Source organism: Asticcacaulis sp. (assembly GCA_024707255.1).
Taxonomy (GTDB): domain Bacteria; phylum Pseudomonadota; class Alphaproteobacteria; order Caulobacterales; family Caulobacteraceae; genus Asticcacaulis.
On record JANQAC010000001.1, the window covers coordinates 166,088 to 186,343 of the forward strand.

The following is a 20,256-nucleotide window of genomic DNA, read 5'->3' on the forward strand; positions in this document are numbered from 1 at the left end:
CAAATGTGGATGACCAAACCACACGCTAAACCCCTCGCCGGGCTCAAAGTCCTCGAACTCGCCCGCATCCTCGCCGGTCCGTGGTGCGGACAGGTGTTGGCCGATCTCGGCGCCCAGGTCATCAAGATCGAGCGTCCCGAAGTTGGCGACGACACCCGCACTGGGGGCCGCCGTTCGTGACCGACGCCGGGGGCAAGTCATGGGGCGCGGCCTATTTTCACGCCACCAATCGCGGGAAATCCTCGGTCGCCATCGCTTTCGAGACGCCGGAAGGTCAGGCCGCCATCCGTGCCCTGGCCGCCGAGGCAGATATCCTGATCGAGAACTTCAAGGTCGGCGGTCTCAAAAAATATGGCCTCGATTACGAGTCGCTCAAACAAATAAATCAACGATTGATTTATGCGTCCATAACCGGCTTCGGCCAGACCGGCCCCTATGCTGCCCGCGCCGGCTACGACTATATCATTCAGGGCATGAGCGGCCTGATGGACATTACCGGCGAGCCGGACCGCGAACCGCAGAAAGTGGGCGTCGCCGTGGTCGATATCTTCACGGGCGTCTATACCTCGACCGCCATTCTCGCCGCCGTGCGCGGCCGGGAGATCAGCGGCGAAGGCTGTCATATCGATATGTCGCTGTTCGATACCGCCACCTCGATCCTCGCCAACCAGGCCAGCAACTATCTCGTCTCCGGCAAATCGCCCTCGCGCCTCGGCAATGCCCATCCCAATATTGCGCCCTATCAGGTCTTCAAGGTGTCGGACGGTCATATCATTGTGGCAGTCGGCAATGATGGCCAATTCCAGAAGTTTTGCGCCACCCTCTGCGCTGGCGATGTCGCCCTCAATCCGGACTACGCCACAAATGCCCTGCGTGTCGCCCGCCGCACGGATTTACAATCCGCTGTGCAACCTTACCTGATGCAAAAGACCCGTGCCGAATGGCTGGCGGCGTTCGAGGCCGCCGGGGTTCCCGCCGGACCGATCAATCGCATCGAGGACGTCTTTAACGATCCCCAGATCATCCATCGTGGTATGCGGCTGGAATTGACCGCCGCTGATGGCTCGAAAGTCTCAGGCGTCGCCTCGCCCATCGTTATCAACAGCGAACGCATGTCCGCCCCCTCTCCCTCCCCTATGCTCGGCTCCGGGCAAGCCCAATGGACTTCCAAATGACTCAGCGCACTGGCGGCCAAATTCTCGTTGATCAACTATTGATTCAAGGCGTCGATCGCATCACCTGCGTGCCGGGTGAAAGCTATCTGGCCGCGCTCGACGCCATGTACGACGCCAATATCGACGTGCTGATCTGCCGCCACGAAGGCGGCGCGGCCATCATGGCCGAAGCCTATGGCAAGCTGACCGCCCGCCCCGGTGTCTGCTTCGTCACCCGCGGCCCCGGCGCCACCAATGCCGCCCACGGCGTTCATATCGCCCAGCACGACTCGACGCCGATGATCCTCTTCATCGGTCAGGTGGAGCGCGCCATGCTGGGGCGGGGCGCTTTCCAGGAAATGGATTATGAAGCCTTTTTCGGCAGCACCGCCAAATGGGTGGTCGAGATCACCGATGCCAAACGCATCCCCGAAATCGTCGCCCGCGCCTTTCGCATCGCCATGCAGGGGCGCCCCGGTCCCGTGGTCATCTCCCTGCCGGAAGACGTACTGACCGATATAGAGGACGTGGCTGACGCGCCGCCGCTGACCTTTGCCAGGCCGGAACTGTCGATCGATGTTTTCCAGCAATTCGATGCCCTGCTGACAACCGCCAAACGCCCGCTGATCATCCTGGGCGGCAGCAACTGGAGTTATGAAGGCTGCGAGGCCATTGCAGATTTCGCTACGCGCTTCCAAATCCCGGTCGCTACTGAATTCCGCCGTTCGGCGCTGTTCCCCGCCGATCATCCGTCCTATGCCGGCGATCTCGGCTTCGGCCAGAACCCCAAGCTCAGCGACCGCGTGAAAGACGCCGACCTGCTGATCCTGCTGGGTGCGCGCATGGCCGAGGTGCCTTCTTCCGGCTATACTCTCATCGACATCCCGCAACCAAAGCAGACCCTTGTTCATATCTTCCCGGATGCCGGGGAGATCGGCAAGGTCTATCAACCGGATCTCGGCATTGTCTGCGCACCGGACGCCTTCGCGCAATCCTTGAGTTACCTCAAGACGCCCGAGCGCGTCACATGGGCCGAAGAGACCGAAAACGCCCATATGGATTTCCTGATGTGGACCACCACGCCGGCGCAGATCCCCGGCGATTTCCAGTATGGCGAGGTCATGGTATGGTTGCGCGAAAACCTGCCGGCCGACACCATCACCTGCAACGGTGCCGGCAATTACGCGATCTGGCTGCACCGTTACTGGCGCCATACCCGGCCGCGTACCCAGATCGCCCCAACCTCTGGCAGTGTCGGCTACAGCGTACCCGCCGGCATCATGGCCAAGCGTCAGTTCCCGGACAGGACGGTGGTTGTCTTCGCCGGTGACGGCTGCTTCCTGATGCACGGCAACGAGTTTGCCACCGCCGTACAGTACGACATCCCGGTCATCATTCTGGTCATCGACAACGGCATGTATGGCACCATACGTATGCACCAGGAAAAGACCTATCCACACCGCGTCGTCGGCACCGACCTGAAAAACCCGGATTTCAAGACCTATGCCGAAGCTTTCGGTGGCCACGGCGAGACTGTACGCACCACGGCCGAATTCGCCCCGGCCTTCCAGCGTGCGCAAGCCTCAGGCAAGCCCGCCATCATCCATTGCTTCATCGATCCCCAAGCCATAACGCCGGCTAAAACACTTGATCAGGTCGCTCGCGGCGAATAGGTTTCAAACCAAACAGAAAAATGGCGGCTGGATATTTCAGCCGCCATTTTTATTTGTCTTTGCTCAGTCGAACCTACAGGTATCCCTGCTGTTCATCGGTCAGGGCTTCAAGCTGCTCGACCGAGAAGGCCGCCAACTGAATAGCCGTGATCCCGCCGATCTGAGTCGTGCTGAGCGTGGGTATCTGGTCGGTCGTCAGGCCGGCAATCGCCGAAGTCGTCAGGGCGCCGATCTGCGAGGTCGAGAACAATGTCAACTGCGTCGTCGTCAGGGCCGACAACTGGGTCGAGGTCAGGCCGGCCATAGCCGTCGTCGTCAGTGATGACAATTGGGTCTCGTCAGCGGCTCCCAGTTGGGCCGTACTCATCGACTTGAGTTCCGCCGCCGTCAGGACGCCGATCTGGGTAGTTGTCAGCGCGCCTACGACGGTGGTCGACAGGGAGCCGAAGACGGTCGTGTTCAGACCGGCCAGTTGTGTAGTCGACAGGCCGTTGACCTGAGTTGTCGTCAGGCTGTTGGATTGGGTCTCATTCAGGCCGGCGATCACCGCATTGCTCAGCGAACCGAACTGGGTTCCGTCTAGGCCCGCAATCTGGTCAGTCGTCAGGCCCGCCAGTTGCGATGACTTCAGTCCGGACAGTTGCGTCGTCGTCAGACTGCTCACCTGGGTCGTCGTCAGGCCGTTCAGCGCCGTATCCGTCAGGACACCGATCTGGGTCTGTGTGAGGCCCCCGACCTGGGTCGTCGTCAGATTGCCGATAATGGTTTCCGTCAGGCCGGCGAGCGTGCGCGTCGAGATGGCGCCCAGTTGAGTGGCCCCCAGACCAGCCAGTTGCGTCGTATCAAGCGCCACCAGGTCGGACGAGGTGATACCCGCCACCTGGGCCGTGGTCAGGCCACCCAGTTGCGTCGTATTCAGGCCGGCAAAGGCCGTCGAGGTCAGGGCAGCGACCTGGATGGCGCCAAGGCCCGCCAGTTGCGTGGTATCGAGCGCGCCCAGCTTGGTTTCATCGAGCACACCGATGCTGGCCGTGGTCAGGGCCGCAAGTTGCGTGGACAACAGGGTGGCAAACTGGGTCGAGGTCAGGTTGCCGACCTCGGGTCGAGCTGATGCCGGAAATCTGGCCCGTGGTCAGGGCGGCAACATCGGTCGTTTCCAGTGCCACCAAGGGCGGTGGACGTCAGGGCGTTCAGTTGCGCCGCCTTGAGGGCCGGCACCTGGCCAGCCGTCAGGCTGCCGATCTGTGTCTCATCAAGCGCGGCCACAGCACCCGTCGTCAGGGCGCCCAGGACGGTATTGGCCGTGCCGCTGATCTGGGTGGTGGTCAGGGCCTCCGCCAGGGTGGCATTGAGACCGCCCACCGCCGCCACGGTCAGTTTGTTGAGTTGATCGGTCGAGAGGGCAGCGACCTGGTCGGTGGTCAGGTTGCCAACCTGCGACGCAGTCAGGCCGATGGCCTGGGTCGAGGTCAGGCCCGTCAGCGCCGTGGTCGTCAGGGCCGTCACCGCTGACGTGGTCAGGGCGCCGATGCGTGTCACCGCCGGGCCGGAAAGCTCGGTGCTGCTGATCGCCGCCGCCTGGTCCGCCGTCAACGATTTGAGCGCGAGGGTGGTCAGCGAATTGAGCTGCGTGGAGGAGAGCGCACCAACCTGGGTGGAAGTGAGCGCCGACACCTGGCTGGAGGTGACACCGGTTAATTGCGCCGCCGTCAGGAGGGCCAGGTTTGTGGTCGAGAACTGCGCCAGGTTATCGGCACCCAGCGCGCCGACCTGAACGGCGCTGAGCTTGCCGATCTGGGTCGTGGTCAGGGCATCGATCTCTGTCGTGGTGAAGCCACTGACCGCTGTGGCCGACAGGCCGGCGATCTTGGTTTCCGACAGGCCGGAAACCTGGGTCGTGGTCAGGTTGGCGACCTGACTGGATGTGATGCCGATAAAGGCCGGCGTGCCGATGCTGTTAAGCTGGTCCGTGCCAAGCGCGGTGATCGCTTCGGTCGTGATCCCCTTGACCTGCGATGAGGTCAGGCCGGCCAGCGCGGTCGAGCTGAGCGCAGCGAACTGGGTCGAAGTCAGGTTCGACAATTCGGTCGTTGTCAGTTTGCCGACCTGGGCCGAAGTGATACCCGCCAGTTGGGTGGTTGACAGCACGGCGATATCATCCGCCGAGAAGGTTGAAATCGTCGCCGGTGCCAGGGGCGCTCAGTTGGTCCGAGGTCAGAGACCCCACCCGGGTGGAGGTCAGGCGCTCGACCGAAGTGGCGTTGAGGCCCGCCAGTTGCGTGGTGGTCAGGGCACCGACATCGGTCGTCGTCAGTTCAACAAAGGCGGTGCCGCTGATGGCGTTGAGCTGGCTCGTCTTAAGCAGTCCCACCGGGTAGAGGTCAGGGCATCGACCTGCGTCGAATCCAGGGTGCCAAGGACGGTGGCGTTCAGCGCCTGCAGGCGTGTGGTGTCGAGACCGGCCAGTTGCGTCGTCGTCAGGCCGGCGGCCTGGGTCGATTTCAGCGCGCCGAAGGCGGCAGCCGTGAGACTGTTGAGCTGATCCGTAGTCAGGGCGCCCAGTTGATCGGTCGAGAACGAACCCAGTTGCGCCGCCGTCAGGCCCGGAAGCTGGGTGGTTTCCAAGTTGGCGATATTGGTCGTGTCGAGATTGGCGATCTGGCCGGTTGACAGCCCGGCGATCTGCGAGGTCGTCAGGCCGTCGAGTTCGGTGGTCGTCAGGCCGCCGATCGCCGTTGCCGACAAGGCGTTCAGTTGCGCCGTTTTCAGCGCCTGGACCTGCGAGGTGTTCAGCGTGGCGATCTGGGTTTCATCGAGTGCCGCGATAGAGGCGGTCGAGAGGGCCGCAAGGATGGTGGTGGCCAGGCCACCGACACGGGTCGTCGTCAGCGCCGCCGTCAGGGTGGCGTTCAGGCCAGCCACCGCCGCCGTGGTCAGTTTGTTAAGTTGGTCGGTGGAAAGCGAAGCGACCTGGTCGGTCGACAGGTTGGCCACCTGGCTCGATGTCAGGCCGAGCGCCCGGGTTGAGGTCAGGCCAGTCAGCGCCGTCGTCGTGAGGGCTGATACGGCTGATGTTGTCAGGGCGCCGATACGGGTCACCGCAAGTCCAGAGAGCTCCGTGGAATTGATCGCCGACGCCTGATCAGCCGTCAGTGACTTGAGCGCCGCCGTGGTCAGGGCATTCAACTGGGTTGAGGCCAGAGCGCCGACCTGGGTTGAGGTGAGGCTCGGCACCTGGGTCGAAGTCACGCCGGCCAGTTGCGCGACGCTGAGTGATGTCAGGCTGGTCGTGGAGAGACTTCCCAGATCGAACGCTGCAATCGCGCCGATTTGGGAGGCGGTGAAAGCCTGCACCTGGGTCGTTGACAGCGCATTCAACTGGTCGGAGGTAAGCGCGCCGACTGCCTGGGTGTTCAGGCGGGAAATCTTGGCGGCATCAAGCCCGGCCAGTACGCCGGTGCCATTGGTCTCCAGGAAGAATATCTGGCTGCCGTTTATCCCGGCGACGGCATTTGCGGACAGGGCGTTCAACTGGGTCGAGTTCTGCTCGCCAAAAGCGATGGCGCCAAGCGCGTTGACCTGAGCCGAACTCAGGCCACCCAGCGCGGTGGTGGTCAGCGCGGCATATTGCGTCTCGTCCATGACAAAGAGCGCCGTGGTCGACAGCTTCGAGACCTGCGTCGAGGTCAGACCGCTGAGCTGGCTGGTAATGGTGAAGAGGTCCAGAGACGGTATAGCCGCCGGCGCGATGGCTGAAAACTGGGTCGAGATCCCACGCCGCCAGATTGAGGAAGGACAGGCTGCCGATCTGGGTGGCGTTAAGCCCGCCGATCTGGGTTGTTGTCAGGCTGCCGAGGTCCGTCGTATCCAGGGCACTGAAGGTATCGATAGCATTAAGCTGCGTCGTCTTGAGCTGCGACATCTGGGTGGAGGTCAGCGAATCCACCTGCCCGAAATCGAGCGAATGAACCACCGTGGCACTCAGTGCCTGCAAGTGCGTGGAATCAAGGCCGGAGAGTTGCGTGGTCGTCAGGCCGGTGACCTGGGTCGTTTTGAGCGCGCCGAAGGCCGTGGCGGACAGGCTGTTGAGCTGGTCCGTAGTCAGTGCCCCCAGTTGTTCGGTCGTGAACGCCCCCAGTTGCGCCGCCGTCAGTCCCTTCAACTGCGTGGTTTCAAGATTGGCAATATTGGTGGTGTCGAAATTGGCCAGTTGCGCCACGGAAAGGCCGGCCACCTGCGTGGTGGTCAGGCCATCCAGTTCCGTCGTGGTCAGGCCGCCCAGCGTCGTCGCCGTCAGGGCGTTCAGTTGCGCGCTCTTGAGGGACTGGATCTGCGCGGTGTTGAGCGTGGCGATCTGGGTCTCGTCTAGCGCCGCGACCGATGCGGTGGAAAGCGCGGTGAGGATGGTCGTTGCCAGCCCACCCACCTGGGTAGTGGTCAGCGAAGCCGTCAGAGTGGCGTTGAGCCCGGCCACCGCCGCCGTCGTCAGCTTGTTGAGCTGATCAGTGGACAACGATGCGGCCTGATCGGTCGAGAATGAAGCCACCTGCGTAGCGGTCAGGCCCAGCGCCTGTGTGGCCGTCAGGCCGCTCAGGGTCGTCGTCGTCAGGGCCGACACCGTCGCCGTGCCGAGCGCGCCGATACGGGTCACCGCCAGGCCGGACAGGCCGGTCGAGGTAATCGCCGCAGCCTGGTCCGCCGTCAGCCCCTTGAGCGCGGCCGTGGTCAGGGCGTTAAGCTGGGTAGAACTCAGGGCGCTGGCCCGGGTCGAGGTAAGGGCGCCCAATTGCGCCGAACTGACGCCACCCAGTTGCGCCACGCTGAGAACACCGAGCGAGGTCGTATCGAGCACCGCGAAATTGGTGGCGCCGAGCGCCGCGATCTGCGCCGAGGACAGCTTGCCGATCTGTGTATCCGAGAGCGTATCGACGGAGGTTGTCGTCAGCCCGCCAATGGCCGCTGTGCTGAAGGCCGCCAGCTTGGTTTCGGCCGGCCGCTGATCTGCGTCGTGGTCAGGCTGCCGGACTGATCCGCCGTGATGCCGCCGATGGCGACATTGGTTAGGGCGTTCAACTGGTCGGTGCCGAGCGCGGCCACCGTATCCGTGGCGACACCCTTCAGTTGTAAGGCCGTCAGGCCCGCCAAGGCCGTTGAGGTGATGGCGGCGAATTGCGTCGAGGTCAGGCTCGACAACTGACCGGTCGTCAACTTCGTCACCTGAGCCGCCGTGACGCCGGCCAGTTGCGTGGTCGAAAGCGCGCCGATGTCGTCCGTTGAGAAGGTCGCCAGGGCTGCCGGCGAAATGGCGCCAAGCTGGGTGGACGTCAGAGAACCGACCTGGGTGGAGGTCAGGCGCTCAACCTGGGTGGCGTTGAGGCCGGACAATTGCCCGGTGGTCAGTGCGCCGACATCGGTTGTCGAAAGATCAGTAATGGCGGCAGCGCTCAGGGCGTTAAGCTGCGTCGTCTTGAGACTGGCCACCTGGGTTTCGGTGAAGGAATCAACCTGGGTGGCGTCAAGAGCGCCCAGCAGGGTGGTATTCAGGGCCTGCAGGTGCGTCGTATCCAGCGCCGAAAGCTGGGTTGTCGTCAGGCCGGCCGCCTGGGTCGATTTCAGAGCGCCGATCGCGGCGGCTGTCAAACCATTAGCCTGGTCCGTGGTCAGGGCACCGACCTGATCCGTAGACAGCGAGCCCAACTGGACAGCCGTCAGGGCGCCGGCCCGGGCGGTCGTCAGCGCCGCCACATTGGTCGTCGTCAGGCCGGTCAGGCCCGCCGTGGTGATAGCCGCCAGTTGCGTGTTGGCGAGGCCCGATGCCTGGGTAGTGGTCAGGGCGCCGATTGAGGTGGCACTCAGCCCCGCGACCTGATTGACGGCCAGACCGGCCAGCAGCGTAGTGTCGAGCGCGGCAATCGCCGTGGTCGTAAGGCTGTTGAGGTTGGTGGCAGTAACCGATTTGAGCTGGGTGGCGCTCAGTTCGCCCAGCAGTGTGGTGGCGATATCACCGAACTGCGTCGTGCTGATCGAGGCGATGGCGGCCGTGCTGAACCCCTGAACCTGGGTGGTCGTCAGGGCCAGCACTGATTCCGAGGTCAGGGCGCCGATGGCCGAAGAGGTGAAGACGCCGAGTTGCGCCGTGGTCAGACCGGATAACTGGGTGGTGGTCAGCGAGGCGACTTCGTCCGTCGTCAGGCCGCAGAATCTGGGCGGTCGAAAATTTGCCGACCTGGGTGGAGGTCAGGGCCGCGAACTGATCGGTTGTAAGGTGGCTGATTTCGGAGGCGGTCAAGCCGGAAAGCTGGGTCGTGTCAAGCGCCGCAATGGCGGTCGTCGAGAAGGCTTCAAGCTGGGCGGTCAGCAGTACGGAAAGCTGGGAGCTGGTAAACGCGACCTGCCCGGTCGCCAAGAAGGTAATCTGGTCAGTGGTAAGCGCCTTGACCTGATTGCCCGTCAGCGACTTTAGCTGCGTGGTGCTGAGCGCACCGATCTGGGTGGTCGAAAGGACGGCAACGCCCGATGTCGACAGCGCGCTGATCTGCGTCGTTTTCAGTTCCTGGAGCTGATCCGTCGTCAGGTTCTGAACAAACGCAGGGCTAAGCTTGGAGATTTGTGCTGCGGACAGCCCAGAGATGGATGACACGACTTTTCGCCCCTTGATCCCGCCAGAAATACGACTCACTTATTAATTGGTACGGTAAACTTTCGATTAATTTTTACAAGTGGACACGAAATACAACCCTTGCGGTATAGGGATGACGCCTTTCTCTACAGGGCCAAAACCTCGCGGAAATAGTTAATGGTCCGGGCCAGACCGTCTTCCAGCGGCACGGACGGCTGCCAGCCAAGCGTGGACCGGGCCAGGGAAATATCCGGCTGACGCTGGCGGGGGTCATCCGCCGGCAGCGGGCGGTTGACCAGTTCGCTTTTCGCCCCGGTCAGAGCAATGACCTTCTCCGCCAGCTCGCGCATGGTGAATTCCACCGGATTGCCGATATTGATCGGCCCGGTCACGTCGTCCGGGCTGTCCATCAGGCGGATCATGCCGTCGATCAGATCGTCGACATAGCAGAAGCTGCGCGTCTGTTCGCCGGAACCATAGAGCGTGATGGGCTCACCGCGCAGGGCCTGGACGATGAAGTTGGAGACCACCCGCCCGTCATTGGGGTGCATCCGCGGGCCGTAGGTATTGAAGATGCGCATGACCTTGATTTTCAACCTGTGCTGGCGATAATAGTCGAAGAACAGGGTCTCGGCGCAGCGCTTGCCTTCATCGTAACAGGCGCGCGGCCCCTGCACGTTGACGCGCCCCCAGTAATCCTCGGTCTGCGGATGGACTTCCGGATCGCCGTAGATTTCGCTGGTCGATGCCTGGAGGATCTTCGCCTTGGTGCGCTTGGCCAGGCCCAGCATGTTGATGGCGCCGATGACGCTGGTCTTGGTCGTCTGCACCGGATCGAACTGGTAATGCACCGGCGAGGCCGGACAGGCCAGGTTGTAGATTTCATCGACCTCGACATAGAGCGGGAAGGTGATGTCGTGGCGCAGCACCTCGAAATACGGATTGCTCATCAGATGCGCGATGTTGCGCCGCTGGCCGGTGAAGAAGTTATCGGCGCACACCACATCGTCGCCGCGCTCAAGCAGACGTTCGCACAGGTGCGACCCCAGAAACCCCGCGCCGCCGGTGACCAGTATCTTCTTCACGGCATCCCCTTCATGCATACACAACTGATCCAGCGAGGTGCCACGAGTCGCCGCCTTTGACAAAAGGTTAACGCCGTTTACTCTCTGATCTGAACGAATCAGGGAACCCGCCATGCCGGACACCGCACACATCACGCCCGCCACCAACAGCATGAGCGTCATGGAACTGATCCAGTCGGCGGAAGCCCTGAAGGCCGGCGGCCATGCCGCGGCCGCAGTGGCCCTCTACGAAACCTTCGTGGCGCAGAACCCGGATCACCCCCTGCTCTATGCCCTGCTGTTCAACCTGGGCGTCATCCTGACCGATCACCGCGACCTCAACCGGGCGCGCGAGGTCATGGAGCGCGCGCTGGAGGTCAATCCGGATTTCCACAGCGTCTATATCAATCTCGGCCGCATCTATGAGGGGCTCGGCGATAATGCCAAGGCCGTCCTGACCTGGAACAGCCTGGCCGGCCGGCTTGGCCAGATTACCGGCTCGGCGCTGAAGCACAAGACAATGGCGCTCAACCAGGCCGCCCGCGTGCTGGAAGGCGCCCACCAGGATGAGCCGGCCGAAACCGCCCTGCGTATCAGCCTGGAGATCGATCCGCACCAGCGCGAGGCCATGCAGCACTTCATCGCCCTGCGCCAGCGCCAGTGCGCCTGGCCGATCGTCATCCCGTTCGAGAACATGACGCGAGAGCACCTTCTGACCGGTATTTCGCCGCTGTCGATCGACGCCTATACCGACGACCCCATCTTCCAGTTGGCCCTGAGTTATCACTATAATCTCAAGGATGTCGGCGTGCCGGTGGGTGATATCATCACCAACCACTGGTCCGCGAAAAACGCCCAAAAGGACAAGCCGATCCGCATTGGCTACCTGTCCTCCGATCTGCGCGAACACGCCATCGGCCATCTGATGTACGAGGTATTGGGCCTGCACGACCGCTCCAAGGTCGAGGTTTTCGCCTATTATTGCGGCATCCAGACCAATGATCCGATACACAATCACTACAAGAACACCTCCGACCATTTCATCGACATCACCGGCATGGACGATGTCAGCGCGGCGCGCCGCATCGCCGATGACGGCATTCAGATCCTGGTCGATGTCAACGGCTATACCCGCGACGGCCGCACCAAGCTGCTGGCCCTGCGCCCGGCGCCGGTGATCGTCAACTGGCTGGGCTTCCCGAGGAAGCTTGGGCAGCCCCTACCACCACTATATCATCGCCGACGACTGGATCATCCCAGAGGGGGATGAAATCTACTATTCCGAGGCGGTCACCCGCCTGCCCTGTTACCAGCCGAACAACCGCCTGCGCATCGTCGCTGAAGTGGTGCCGACGCGCGCCGAGGTCGGCCTGCCGGAAGATGCCTTCGTATTTTGCTGCTTCAACGGCACCCACAAGATCACGCGCTTCACCTTCGACCGTTGGCTGGAAATCCTCAGCCGTGTGCCGAACAGCGTCCTGTGGTTGCTTTCCGGCGCCGAAGCCTCCCACGGCAGGCTGAAAGCCTATGCCGAGAGCAAGGGCATAGATCCGGCGCGCATCGTCTTCGCCGACAAGAAGGCCAATCCGCATCACCTGGCGCGCTATCAACTGGCCGACCTGTTCCTTGATACCACGCCCTACGGCGCCCACACCACCTGTTCCGACGCCCTGTGGATGGGCGTGCCGGTTCTCACCCTTTCGGGGCGCACCTTTGCTTCGCGTGTCTGCGGATCGCTGGTCAGGGCCGCCGGCCTGCCCGACGAACTGGTCTGCACAACGGCCCAGGACTATATCGACCGTGCCGTGGCGATCGGTCGCGGGAATGGGGATATTAAAGCCTGGCGCGAGCACCTGCTGGCCAATCGCCTGACCAGCACCCTGTTCGATACCTCGAATTTGGTGACACACCTGGAGGACCTTTACGCCGATATGTGGCAGGCGTGCCTGGATGACAAACTGCCCCAGCCCGACCTGACCAATCTCGATACCTATTTTGAAATGGGCCTGCTGCACGACCACGAGGCCGTCGAGGTCCAGACCATTGGCGACTACAAAGGCTTCTGGCGGGATAAGCTGGCGAAACGCCACGCCTACCGGCCGGTAGGCTATGACCAGCGTCTCTGGAGAAAGCCGGAATAGCGGAAACAAAAAAGCCTCCCAAAAGGGAGGCTGTTTGTTAAATGGCGCACTCGGAGCGATTCGAACGCCCGACCCTCAGATTCGTAGTCTGAACAATTCGTTTATAATTTCAGCAGGTTAGGCTACTGAAATTGTAAATCTACAGTCCATTCTGCCACTCAAGCATCGCGGTTTGCGCGCAAGTGATTATGTCATTTCAAATCGGGGTGAGATTAAAATGTCGATCTTCAGTTCAGGAGCCTCGCATCCGTTGGATACAATAACTCGGCTAAAGATTCTATCGGGCTTGGCAGGGCCTCAATCGTGGCTTTGGGCATAGCGCTCCCTTAGTGGCATCACGCAACGCTTCTGGAGTGGGAAACGGCGACGTCAGGCCAGAATGATAACCGCCATGTTGAGGGCGGTGAGATGCCACCTGTCAACGGCAGGTGATTAATGCTCCGATTGATAATGATGCTGTGGCCGTTCGATGCTGCGCTCACCCAAGTTGCTTCTTCTACAACACCATTGTGTTGCGGCACCCGCGCGCCAATGCTACATCATTTTATAATATTATATTACAATGAAGGGGAGCGGATATGACGGGACGACATGTCTGGAAAACATCGGTGAAGCAGGCTTGCTCACTTTTTGCCATTCTAGCGATAAGCATACCTTTAGCGGCGCAAGCGGAAGATCGCCCTCAGGACATTCTGCTGAATGGCCAGGCCGGCGGCGCGAAATTCGAAGGCATCGGCGTCGTCGAAGGTGGTGGCGGCACCGGTGTATTGCTCAAGGATTATCCAGAGCCGCAACGCAGCCAGATCATGGACCTCGTTTTCAAACCCAAATTCGGAGCTTCTGTAAGCGCATTGTACGTTGAGATTCCCGGAGACGGAAATTCGACCCAAGGTTCCATGCCCAGCCACATGCACAGCCGCGACGATCTCAACTATAAGCGCGGCTACATCTGGTGGGAAATGGCCCAGGCCAAGAAGCGCAACCCGGCCATGTCTTTCGACGGTGCGGCCTGGAGCGCACCGGCCTGGGTCGGCGAGAGATCAGGCGGCAGTTTTTGGTCACAGGACACAGCAGATTACTATGTGTCCTGGCTCAAGGGCTTGCGAAGCGAGTACGGTATCGAGATGGATGCGATGGGGCTGCGCAACGAAAAAGGCGAAGACCCAAGTTTTGCCAAAATGCTGCGCCACACGCTTGACACCAATGGCTTCTCTTCGGTCAGGCTGCATGGCTATGACAACTGGCCGAACGACAAATTCAATTTCGTGGCTAAACTGGAAGGCGATGCCGAGTTACGTGATGCCCTCGACATCCTCAGCGCGCATAATAATCTGCCTGAAGGTGTGACCTCGCTATCGGTGATCGAAGGCGCGGCTCGCATGAACAAGGCGCTCTGGAACACGGAGCAACACGTCTATAAGGGTGGCTTCGACGGACTGATCAGCACCGTACAGTCCTTCAACCTTAACTACGTCAAAAACCGCTTTACGCGGGTGACCGACTGGTATGGCATCGCCGGCCTCTACACCATGGAGCCCTACAGCGGCGAAAAGGAAGCCACTGTTCGGGCGAACTGGCCGTGGAGCGGGCATTATGAGATCAACTCCAAACTCTGGGCCTACGCCCACTATGGTCAGTTCAGCGCTATCGGATGGACCTACCTGAACTATGCCAGCGGGGAACTGAACCAAGGTGGCAGTTTTGTCACCCTCGTATCTCCGCAAAAGGATTACAGTGTAATCATCGAAACGAAAGACGCCTCTGCACCCCAAACCGTTCACCTGACTGTAGGCGGCGGCCTCTCTTCGGCGCCCCTCGCCGTCTGGCGCAGTACCGAGACCGAGCAGTTCATCCGTCTGGCAGACCTCAATGCCGAAGACGGCATGATAACGGTCACGCTCGAACCGCATGCCGTCTACACTCTCTCCACGACCCGTGGACAGCAAAAAAGCGGGTTTGCCGACGTTCCTCAACCGACCGCCTTTCCCTTCCCATACAGCGATAACTTCGATGCCTACCATCAGTCCGCGAAATGGGGCTATCTGCCGCGATATTTTGCTGACATCTCAGGTGCATTCGAGCTGACCACCTGCCCGAAGCGTTCGGGCCAGTGCCTGCGGCAGTCCATGCCGGAAGCTCCCCTGTCCTGGTCTCCCGACTGGCTGCCTTATACCATTATTGGCGACGAACACTGGACGGACTATACGGTCAGTTCGGATGTATATCTGGAAGCCGGTGAAACCGCGGCCATCCTCGGCCGGATCAACAATGTCGGCTCCGGCTATGGCATTATTCCTAAAGGATATATTTTGCGCGTAACGGGTAACGGTGATGTCGTCTTGTCGGTCATTCGCGGCAAGGTCGACAAAAAGGAGCTCGTCGGCGACGCTGAACAACAAGCCATGATCAAAGCCGGGGTGGACACCGGTGACGGCGGAGAAAAGCTTCTGGGCACGGCTCATTTGTCCCACATCGGTGGTAGCTGGCATTCCGTCAAGCTTCGTTTCGCCGGCCAACTAATCATTGCCATTGTCGATGGCAAGGCAATGATCACGGCGACCGACGCCACCTACACGACCGGTATGGCGGGCTTGCTCGCAGGTCACACGGGTGATCATGTCAGCCGCCCCTTCTTCGATAACTTCGCTGTTGCGCCTAATGGATCGAAGTCCTTTCCGCGCCAGACGGCATTAAAAGCGAAGCCGATGTACGAATAGTCGACCGGGCCGGTCGCCGCTAATCGCGGCCGGCCCGCTATCCCTCGGGCGGCGAAGGCGAGATATTCCCCAAGTTTACGCCAATCAGGATCGAAATTTCAGGAACATGTTTGCTGTCAGCCGACCTCAGACGTGCATCTTTTGAAGACCGGCAGAGGGGCCAGGGCTAACACAATCCCTTGCCCTATGCCGATACACAGAGTGCCGATGCCCCGACGGGGGCGTCTATTCAATCTGCCGGATGTCACCTTAAGGGATAGCCGGGCCCTTTGTTAGCCCTCATCCATGGAGCTAAACAAATCGAACAATTGATCGAAGTTACCGTTCTTCTCCGCGAAACGTATCGGCTTACAGTTTTCGACGATGATCTCACCATTGGTGGGGGGATTAGCCAGGATCGACATGACTTCGTTAACGAAGTCGTTCAAGGGCATGGCTCTTGGATCGGCCGCCTGCTGGCTGCCCATTAACTCGATTTGAACATAAGGCGGCGCCAGTTCGAGCACCTTAACATTCGTGCGTTCAAGTTGCTTGCGCAGTGACAAGGTGTATGAGTGGACAAATGCCTTAGTCGCCGAGTACGTCGGGGTGAATACCAGCGGCACGAAAGCTGCACCGCTTGAGACATTCAGTACGGTAGCTTCCGGTTGCTTTTCAGGTGCGGCAGAAGTGCCGCCGTGAGCCGAACCGGGCCCAGAATGTTCGTCGTGATCATCGCCTCGGCTACGGTGGTATCGCTCTCTTGGCCAAGCATTTCCATCTTCATGATGCCGGCATTGTTTACGAGTACGTTCAGTGCCGGGAAGTTGGCTGTCACTGTGGCAACAAAGTCTTTATTCGATTCAGGGCTGTCAACATCCAGCGTAAGCGCTGAGATGCCAGGAGTCGCACGAGCCACTTGATCCAACAGGGCCTGACGCCGTCCCGTGATGATGACCTGATTACCAGCTTTGGCCAAGGCTTCGGCCAGCCCTCGGCCAATGCCTGAGCCGCCGCCCGCTTCGGTGTCGAGTAAGGCTTCGACTTGCAGCAGTACATAGCCCTTTGGCGCGCCTCATTTCCTGTGCCAGTATAGATCTGCATGCACGATGCCGGCCGGCGGGAGCCGAGCGTCAATCGGTGGGCTCAATCACCCTGACGCCGGACAGGCAAATGAAAATTGCGTTCCAAGACCGCTTGATCATCATTAGATTGATTTAAAAGGGCGAGAGTAGCAAGCGCCTCCATTGCCGATTGGCGGCGGTTATTTACCACGCAACCTTTTCAGGCAGGAACTCGGCGAACAGATCATCGTAATAGGGCTTTAGCTTGGCCAGATCCGGCTTGGCATGACCTTTCGAGTAAAGGTCGTACCTGTTGAATTTCAGCACCCATTCCAGCATGGCGCGATCCTTATCATTGCACAGGTGATCGTAACCGCCATGCTTGTGCCACGGATAGAAGGAATGGAAGCGCAGCATATAGAGCGCCTCATCCGGCAGATAAGGCTTCATCACCTCGGCAATATAGCCATCGTGGCCGAATGACATATGCACTGTCTCAAGACCACAATTGGGTTCGTAAATACCATATTTGGTCTGGTATTCTGGTACGTTACGATCCGGGTTGCCTGCAAAATATTCATGAAAGACAATGTGCTCCGACCAGGCGCAGCCCACCGGATATGTATCCCCAACCACGCCCCATTGCGGTTCACCCCACAGGCAAAGGCATTTACCCAGGTCGTGCAGAAAGCCGGTCAGGATCATCCAGCGCGGCAGTCCGTCACGGCGCATGGCCTCCGAGGTTTGCAAAAGGTGATCGGTCTGGGTCAGATCGGTATCCGGATCGCTCTCATCGACCAGAGCATTGAGAAATTCAGCGGCGTCCCATATCGACTTCTGCCCCCTTGTCAGGCCGAAATATTCGGCCTCCTTGCGCAGCACATAGTCAACCGTCATCTGCTCGTGATTATTGCGATAAAATTGAGCGACGCCCGGCACGGCAGCCGCGTCATACTGACGAAATTCGTCCTCGCTCTTGCCTTCCTTATAGCGACTTTCATCAGCAGCCTGTGTGGCGCTTGCACCCATAATTGCGTCTCCTCTGATCTTATGTGATCTTGTTTACGTTATCGCTTACGTATTTTATTTTCGCAAGACATCATTAGCCTCAAAATCTGCCTTGATACATTACCAATCTCACCTTGACACATTCTACGTAATGGGTAACGTTCCGTGGGCGCCCCAAACCTTCCCACAGAGAGAATGGACGGGCCCACAGGAAATGAGGAAACTGATGAACGAACGGCAGACGACCAGGTCGCCCATAGTGCGCGCGGTATTCACCGATATTCAATTCTGGGTCCCCGTGCTGGTTCTGGCCTGCGGCATACTTCTCCTGGCGCTCATCCACTGAAACACCCCCTGAATCCATATAAAAACCTGGGAAAGAAAGGACCGCCATCATGGCGTCTTCACAAAAGACGGCTGCGGCAGCGGCCAATCCTCAACACGTGCTGGGCGTCTTATGCGGTCTGGCTGCCGGCGCCTGGCTCGGCGCGGCGGAAGCGCCGACCAAGCTGGTCGCGGCGGGTTTTTCGCCTTTCGCCATATCCCTGTGCATGGTGGCGGGCGTCTTTACTGCGCGCTGGACCTTCCCGACCCTGATGAAAGGCACAGGCTTTGTGTTTTCGGACATAGCCAGCAAACCTCACCTTATCGTCTGGGCGCTTCTGGCGGGCGCTCTGTGGGCTGTCGCCAACACGCTGACCGTGTTCGCCATTCGTGATGTCGGCCTCGCTACGGCCTTTCCTTTGTGGAACACCAATTCCCTGATAGGTCTGTTATGGGGCTGCCTGCTGTTCCGTGAAATGCGGGGGGCAGGCGCGCGCACCACCAGCAAGGTGATATTCGGCACCCTGGCCATTATCGCCGCCGCCATTATGCTGGGCTTCAGCACGCTTCACGATCCGGGCGCCTCACCACATGCCATACGTGGCCTGGCTGCCGCTGCTGGCGCCAGCCTGATGTGGGGCACCATGTATGTGCCTTACCGCAAAGCCTATCTGAGCGGCATGAACCCGCTCTCCTTCGTCACCATCTTTACCTTCGGCGAACTGGGCACCATGCTGGCCCTGACCTGGTGTTTCGATGGCGGCGCGCATTCCTCCGCTATGCAGCTTATTCATAGCCGTCAGGTGCTGTTCTGGTTGTTCCTGGGTGGCTTTGTGTGGGTGATTGGCGATCTGTTTCAGCAATTCGCCACGAAATATCTCGGCATCAGCCGCGGCATTCCCCTGTCCAACACCAATCAGTTATGGGGATTGGCTTGGGGCGCGCTTGTGTTTGGAGAACTGGCCGGCGCCGATACATTACATCTTGGCCTGGTCGCCGGCGGATCGCTGCTTATGATCTTCGGGGCGCTGGCCATCAGCACGGCGTCGGCCGGCGCGAACGAGATGAGCCGCCGCGATGAAGCCTTGCGACGCGAGTGCGACCGCTATGGCCTTGATTACCAAGAAGCGCTGAAAGCGCAAAATGGCGACGAGGCCAAGGGGCCGCGTGCCCGGCGCTGGTGGGACTGGGTCATAGTGACGGCCGCTGTCGGCCTGTTCGCCTGGCTGGCCGCCGATGCAGTTGTCCCCCCGCTGGCTATGAATTGGGCCTGGGTTGCGGTCCTGTGCGCCATCCTGCTGGTGGCGCTGGCAGCAGGCTGCTGGGCACTGTGGACGCGCACGCGTTTCAGTTAGGCCGTCCTGGCGTCTGGACGCCGTTACGGAAGCGTGTGAATAGACTGAACAACAGGTTCAACGCACTTTAAAAGTTCCCTCAATGGTGGTCAGGCTCAAAGACATAGCCCGCGATCTCGGCGTTTCGACGGTTACCGTCTCAAAGGTATTGCGCGGCCGGACCGACATCGGTCAGAAAACCCGCGAGCGCGTTCTGAAACGAATGAACGAGCTGAACTATCAGCCCAATATGCTGGCGCGCGCCCTCGCGGGGGGCGTTCCTATGCGGTCGGGTTGGTGGTGCCGGATCTGGTCCATCCCTTCTTCGGCGAATTCGCCCGTTCATTGGCAGGAGCGCTGCGTTCGGAAGGTCTGGTGCTGGTCCTGGCGTCGTCCGAAGAAGATCCGGATATCGAAGAACAGGAAATCCAGACCCTTTTGACGCGCGGCGTCGATGTCCTGCTGGTCGCCTCATGCCGTCCGGCAGCGCATCCCCCAAAGGCTCTGACGGAAACCACCACGCCCGTTGTGCTCATTGACCGTCATTTTCCAAAATTGCCGATGGATTTCGTCGGCACCAACGACCTCATGGTGGGTGAACTCGCTGCGCGCCACCTGGCCGGCATCGGGCGCAGACGGATCGCTCATATTGGCGGGCGCGGCATCAGTCCGACGGCGGACCGCCTTAAAGGCTTTCAGCGCGCCCTGGCCGCGGCGGGTATCGAACTGCCCAAACCTTATGTGGTGACGCGTGATCGCTTTGAAGAAAGCGGCGATGCGACCGGCTACCATGCCATGCAGGAATTGCTGTCCTTGCGCGAACCGCCGGACGCCGTCTTCTGCTACAATGACTTGTCAGCCATTGGCGCCATGGACGCGGCGATGCAGGCCGGTCTGCGCATTCCGCAGGATATCGCTTTCATCGGCTGCGGCAACCTGCGTTACGCCGATTATCTGCGTGTGCCCCTGACCTCCGTTGACCAGAGTAGTCACCGGCTCGGAGATATGGCGGCGAAACGCGTTCTCGATCTGAGCACAGGCGCCGGCGGTGCGCCGCAAACCCTTCGCCTGGAACCGCGGTTGATTGTCCGTAAGTCAACCGTTGCCTGAATTACTGTTCAAATTTTCAGAAAAATCTTCTTAGAACTGCAAAAGTCGTGAACTCTTGCGCCTCGATGA

General features: G+C 60.2%; 19 protein-coding genes and 1 tRNA gene. 8 read left to right on the top strand and 12 right to left on the bottom strand.

Annotated features, from left to right (window positions below):
- Positions 1–9 precede the first annotated feature (9 nt).
- The 3 genes from NVV72_00750 to NVV72_00760 are packed head-to-tail and all read left to right on the top strand — an operon-like array spanning position 10 to position 2,827.
- Positions 10–180 carry a CoA transferase gene (locus NVV72_00750; GenBank protein ID MCR6657923.1) on the top strand — a complete coding sequence of 57 codons (171 nt, stop codon included), beginning with the start codon at positions 10–12 and terminating at the stop codon, positions 178–180.
- Complete coding sequence (locus NVV72_00755) at positions 177–1,175, top strand: CoA transferase (GenBank protein ID MCR6657924.1); 999 nt, start codon at positions 177–179, stop codon at positions 1,173–1,175. The genes NVV72_00750 and NVV72_00755 overlap by 4 nt, the downstream gene beginning before the upstream one ends.
- On the top strand, positions 1,172–2,827 hold the full coding sequence (locus NVV72_00760; GenBank protein ID MCR6657925.1) for a thiamine pyrophosphate-binding protein: 1,656 nt from the start codon (positions 1,172–1,174) through the stop codon (positions 2,825–2,827). Before NVV72_00755 ends, NVV72_00760 begins: the two co-directional genes overlap by 4 nt.
- A 73-nt stretch (positions 2,828–2,900) precedes the next feature.
- On the opposite strand, the gene NVV72_00765 is transcribed toward NVV72_00760, so the two are convergent.
- The 8 genes from NVV72_00765 to NVV72_00800 all read right to left on the bottom strand — a co-directional run bounded on the left by NVV72_00765 (position 2,901) and on the right by NVV72_00800 (position 10,549).
- Entirely contained in the window at positions 2,901–3,887 is a 987-nt protein-coding gene (locus NVV72_00765) for a hypothetical protein (protein MCR6657926.1), read from the bottom strand.
- Between the two features lie 23 nt (positions 3,888–3,910).
- Positions 3,911–4,975 (bottom strand): hypothetical protein, encoded by a 1,065-nt coding sequence (locus tag NVV72_00770; GenBank protein MCR6657927.1) that lies wholly within the window; start codon positions 4,973–4,975, stop codon positions 3,911–3,913.
- Between the two features lie 7 nt (positions 4,976–4,982).
- Positions 4,983–5,198 (bottom strand): hypothetical protein, encoded by a 216-nt coding sequence (locus NVV72_00775; GenBank protein ID MCR6657928.1) that lies wholly within the window; start codon positions 5,196–5,198, stop codon positions 4,983–4,985.
- Positions 5,138–6,181 (bottom strand): hypothetical protein, encoded by a 1,044-nt coding sequence (locus NVV72_00780; GenBank protein ID MCR6657929.1) that lies wholly within the window; start codon positions 6,179–6,181, stop codon positions 5,138–5,140. The genes NVV72_00775 and NVV72_00780 overlap by 61 nt, the downstream gene beginning before the upstream one ends.
- 82 nt (positions 6,182–6,263) lie before the next feature.
- Positions 6,264–7,679 (bottom strand): hypothetical protein, encoded by a 1,416-nt coding sequence (locus NVV72_00785; GenBank protein ID MCR6657930.1) that lies wholly within the window; start codon positions 7,677–7,679, stop codon positions 6,264–6,266.
- 89 nt (positions 7,680–7,768) lie between these two features.
- Entirely contained in the window at positions 7,769–8,908 is a 1,140-nt protein-coding gene (locus tag NVV72_00790) for a hypothetical protein (GenBank protein MCR6657931.1), read from the bottom strand.
- The gene (locus NVV72_00795) at positions 8,829–9,467 is read right to left on the bottom strand and encodes a hypothetical protein (protein ID MCR6657932.1); all 639 of its coding nucleotides are present in this window, start codon (positions 9,465–9,467) and stop codon (positions 8,829–8,831) included. Before NVV72_00795 ends, NVV72_00790 begins: the two co-directional genes overlap by 80 nt.
- A gap of 125 nt (positions 9,468–9,592) precedes the next feature.
- Positions 9,593–10,549: an SDR family oxidoreductase gene (locus NVV72_00800; GenBank protein MCR6657933.1), complete on the bottom strand. Its 957-nt coding sequence runs from the start codon at positions 10,547–10,549 to the stop codon at positions 9,593–9,595.
- A 94-nt stretch (positions 10,550–10,643) separates the two neighbouring features.
- Between NVV72_00800 and NVV72_00805 the strand changes: the two genes are divergently transcribed.
- Positions 10,644–11,780 (top strand): tetratricopeptide repeat protein, encoded by a 1,137-nt coding sequence (locus NVV72_00805; protein MCR6657934.1) that lies wholly within the window; start codon positions 10,644–10,646, stop codon positions 11,778–11,780.
- Positions 11,719–12,651, top strand: coding sequence for a hypothetical protein (locus NVV72_00810; GenBank protein MCR6657935.1), 933 nt, complete (start codon positions 11,719–11,721; stop codon positions 12,649–12,651). The genes NVV72_00805 and NVV72_00810 overlap by 62 nt, the downstream gene beginning before the upstream one ends.
- Before the next feature lie 42 nt (positions 12,652–12,693).
- Here NVV72_00810 and NVV72_00815 read toward each other — a convergent pair.
- Positions 12,694–12,820 (bottom strand) — tRNA-Arg (locus NVV72_00815).
- A gap of 409 nt (positions 12,821–13,229) precedes the next feature.
- Between NVV72_00815 and NVV72_00820 the strand changes: the two genes are divergently transcribed.
- Complete coding sequence (locus tag NVV72_00820; GenBank protein MCR6657936.1) at positions 13,230–15,368, top strand: hypothetical protein; 2,139 nt, start codon at positions 13,230–13,232, stop codon at positions 15,366–15,368.
- A gap of 272 nt (positions 15,369–15,640) precedes the next feature.
- Here the strand turns inward: NVV72_00820 and NVV72_00825 are convergent, their stop codons facing one another.
- The 3 genes from NVV72_00825 to NVV72_00835 form a co-directional block, all read right to left on the bottom strand.
- Positions 15,641–15,973: an SDR family NAD(P)-dependent oxidoreductase gene (locus NVV72_00825; GenBank protein MCR6657937.1), complete on the bottom strand. Its 333-nt coding sequence runs from the start codon at positions 15,971–15,973 to the stop codon at positions 15,641–15,643.
- 23 nt (positions 15,974–15,996) lie between these two features.
- Positions 15,997–16,326, bottom strand: a complete 330-nt coding sequence (locus tag NVV72_00830) for an SDR family NAD(P)-dependent oxidoreductase (protein ID MCR6657938.1) — start codon at positions 16,324–16,326, stop codon at positions 15,997–15,999.
- 289 nt (positions 16,327–16,615) lie between these two features.
- Entirely contained in the window at positions 16,616–17,440 is an 825-nt protein-coding gene (locus NVV72_00835; protein MCR6657939.1) for an inositol oxygenase, read from the bottom strand.
- Positions 17,441–17,814: 374 nt separating this feature from the next.
- Between NVV72_00835 and NVV72_00840 the strand changes: the two genes are divergently transcribed.
- The gene (locus NVV72_00840) at positions 17,815–19,098 is read left to right on the top strand and encodes a GRP family sugar transporter (protein MCR6657940.1); all 1,284 of its coding nucleotides are present in this window, start codon (positions 17,815–17,817) and stop codon (positions 19,096–19,098) included.
- Between the two features lie 276 nt (positions 19,099–19,374).
- The gene (locus NVV72_00845) at positions 19,375–20,187 is read left to right on the top strand and encodes a substrate-binding domain-containing protein (protein ID MCR6657941.1); all 813 of its coding nucleotides are present in this window, start codon (positions 19,375–19,377) and stop codon (positions 20,185–20,187) included.
- Positions 20,188–20,256 lie beyond the last annotated feature (69 nt).

What these genes read in the sequence shown, in the direction of transcription:
- NVV72_00800 (MCR6657933.1), bottom strand. Translation starts at nt 10,549, where the DNA reads ATGCATGAAGGGGATGCCGTGAAGAAGATACTGGTCACCGGCGGCGCG.
- NVV72_00750 (MCR6657923.1), top strand. Translation starts at nt 10, where the DNA reads ATGACCAAACCACACGCTAAACCCCTCGCCGGGCTCAAAGTCCTCGAA.
- NVV72_00820 (MCR6657936.1), top strand. Translation starts at nt 13,230, where the DNA reads ATGACGGGACGACATGTCTGGAAAACATCGGTGAAGCAGGCTTGCTCA.
- NVV72_00760 (MCR6657925.1), top strand. Translation starts at nt 1,172, where the DNA reads ATGACTCAGCGCACTGGCGGCCAAATTCTCGTTGATCAACTATTGATT.
- NVV72_00840 (MCR6657940.1), top strand. Translation starts at nt 17,815, where the DNA reads ATGGCGTCTTCACAAAAGACGGCTGCGGCAGCGGCCAATCCTCAACAC.
- NVV72_00805 (MCR6657934.1), top strand. Translation starts at nt 10,644, where the DNA reads ATGCCGGACACCGCACACATCACGCCCGCCACCAACAGCATGAGCGTC.
- NVV72_00835 (MCR6657939.1), bottom strand. Translation starts at nt 17,440, where the DNA reads ATGGGTGCAAGCGCCACACAGGCTGCTGATGAAAGTCGCTATAAGGAA.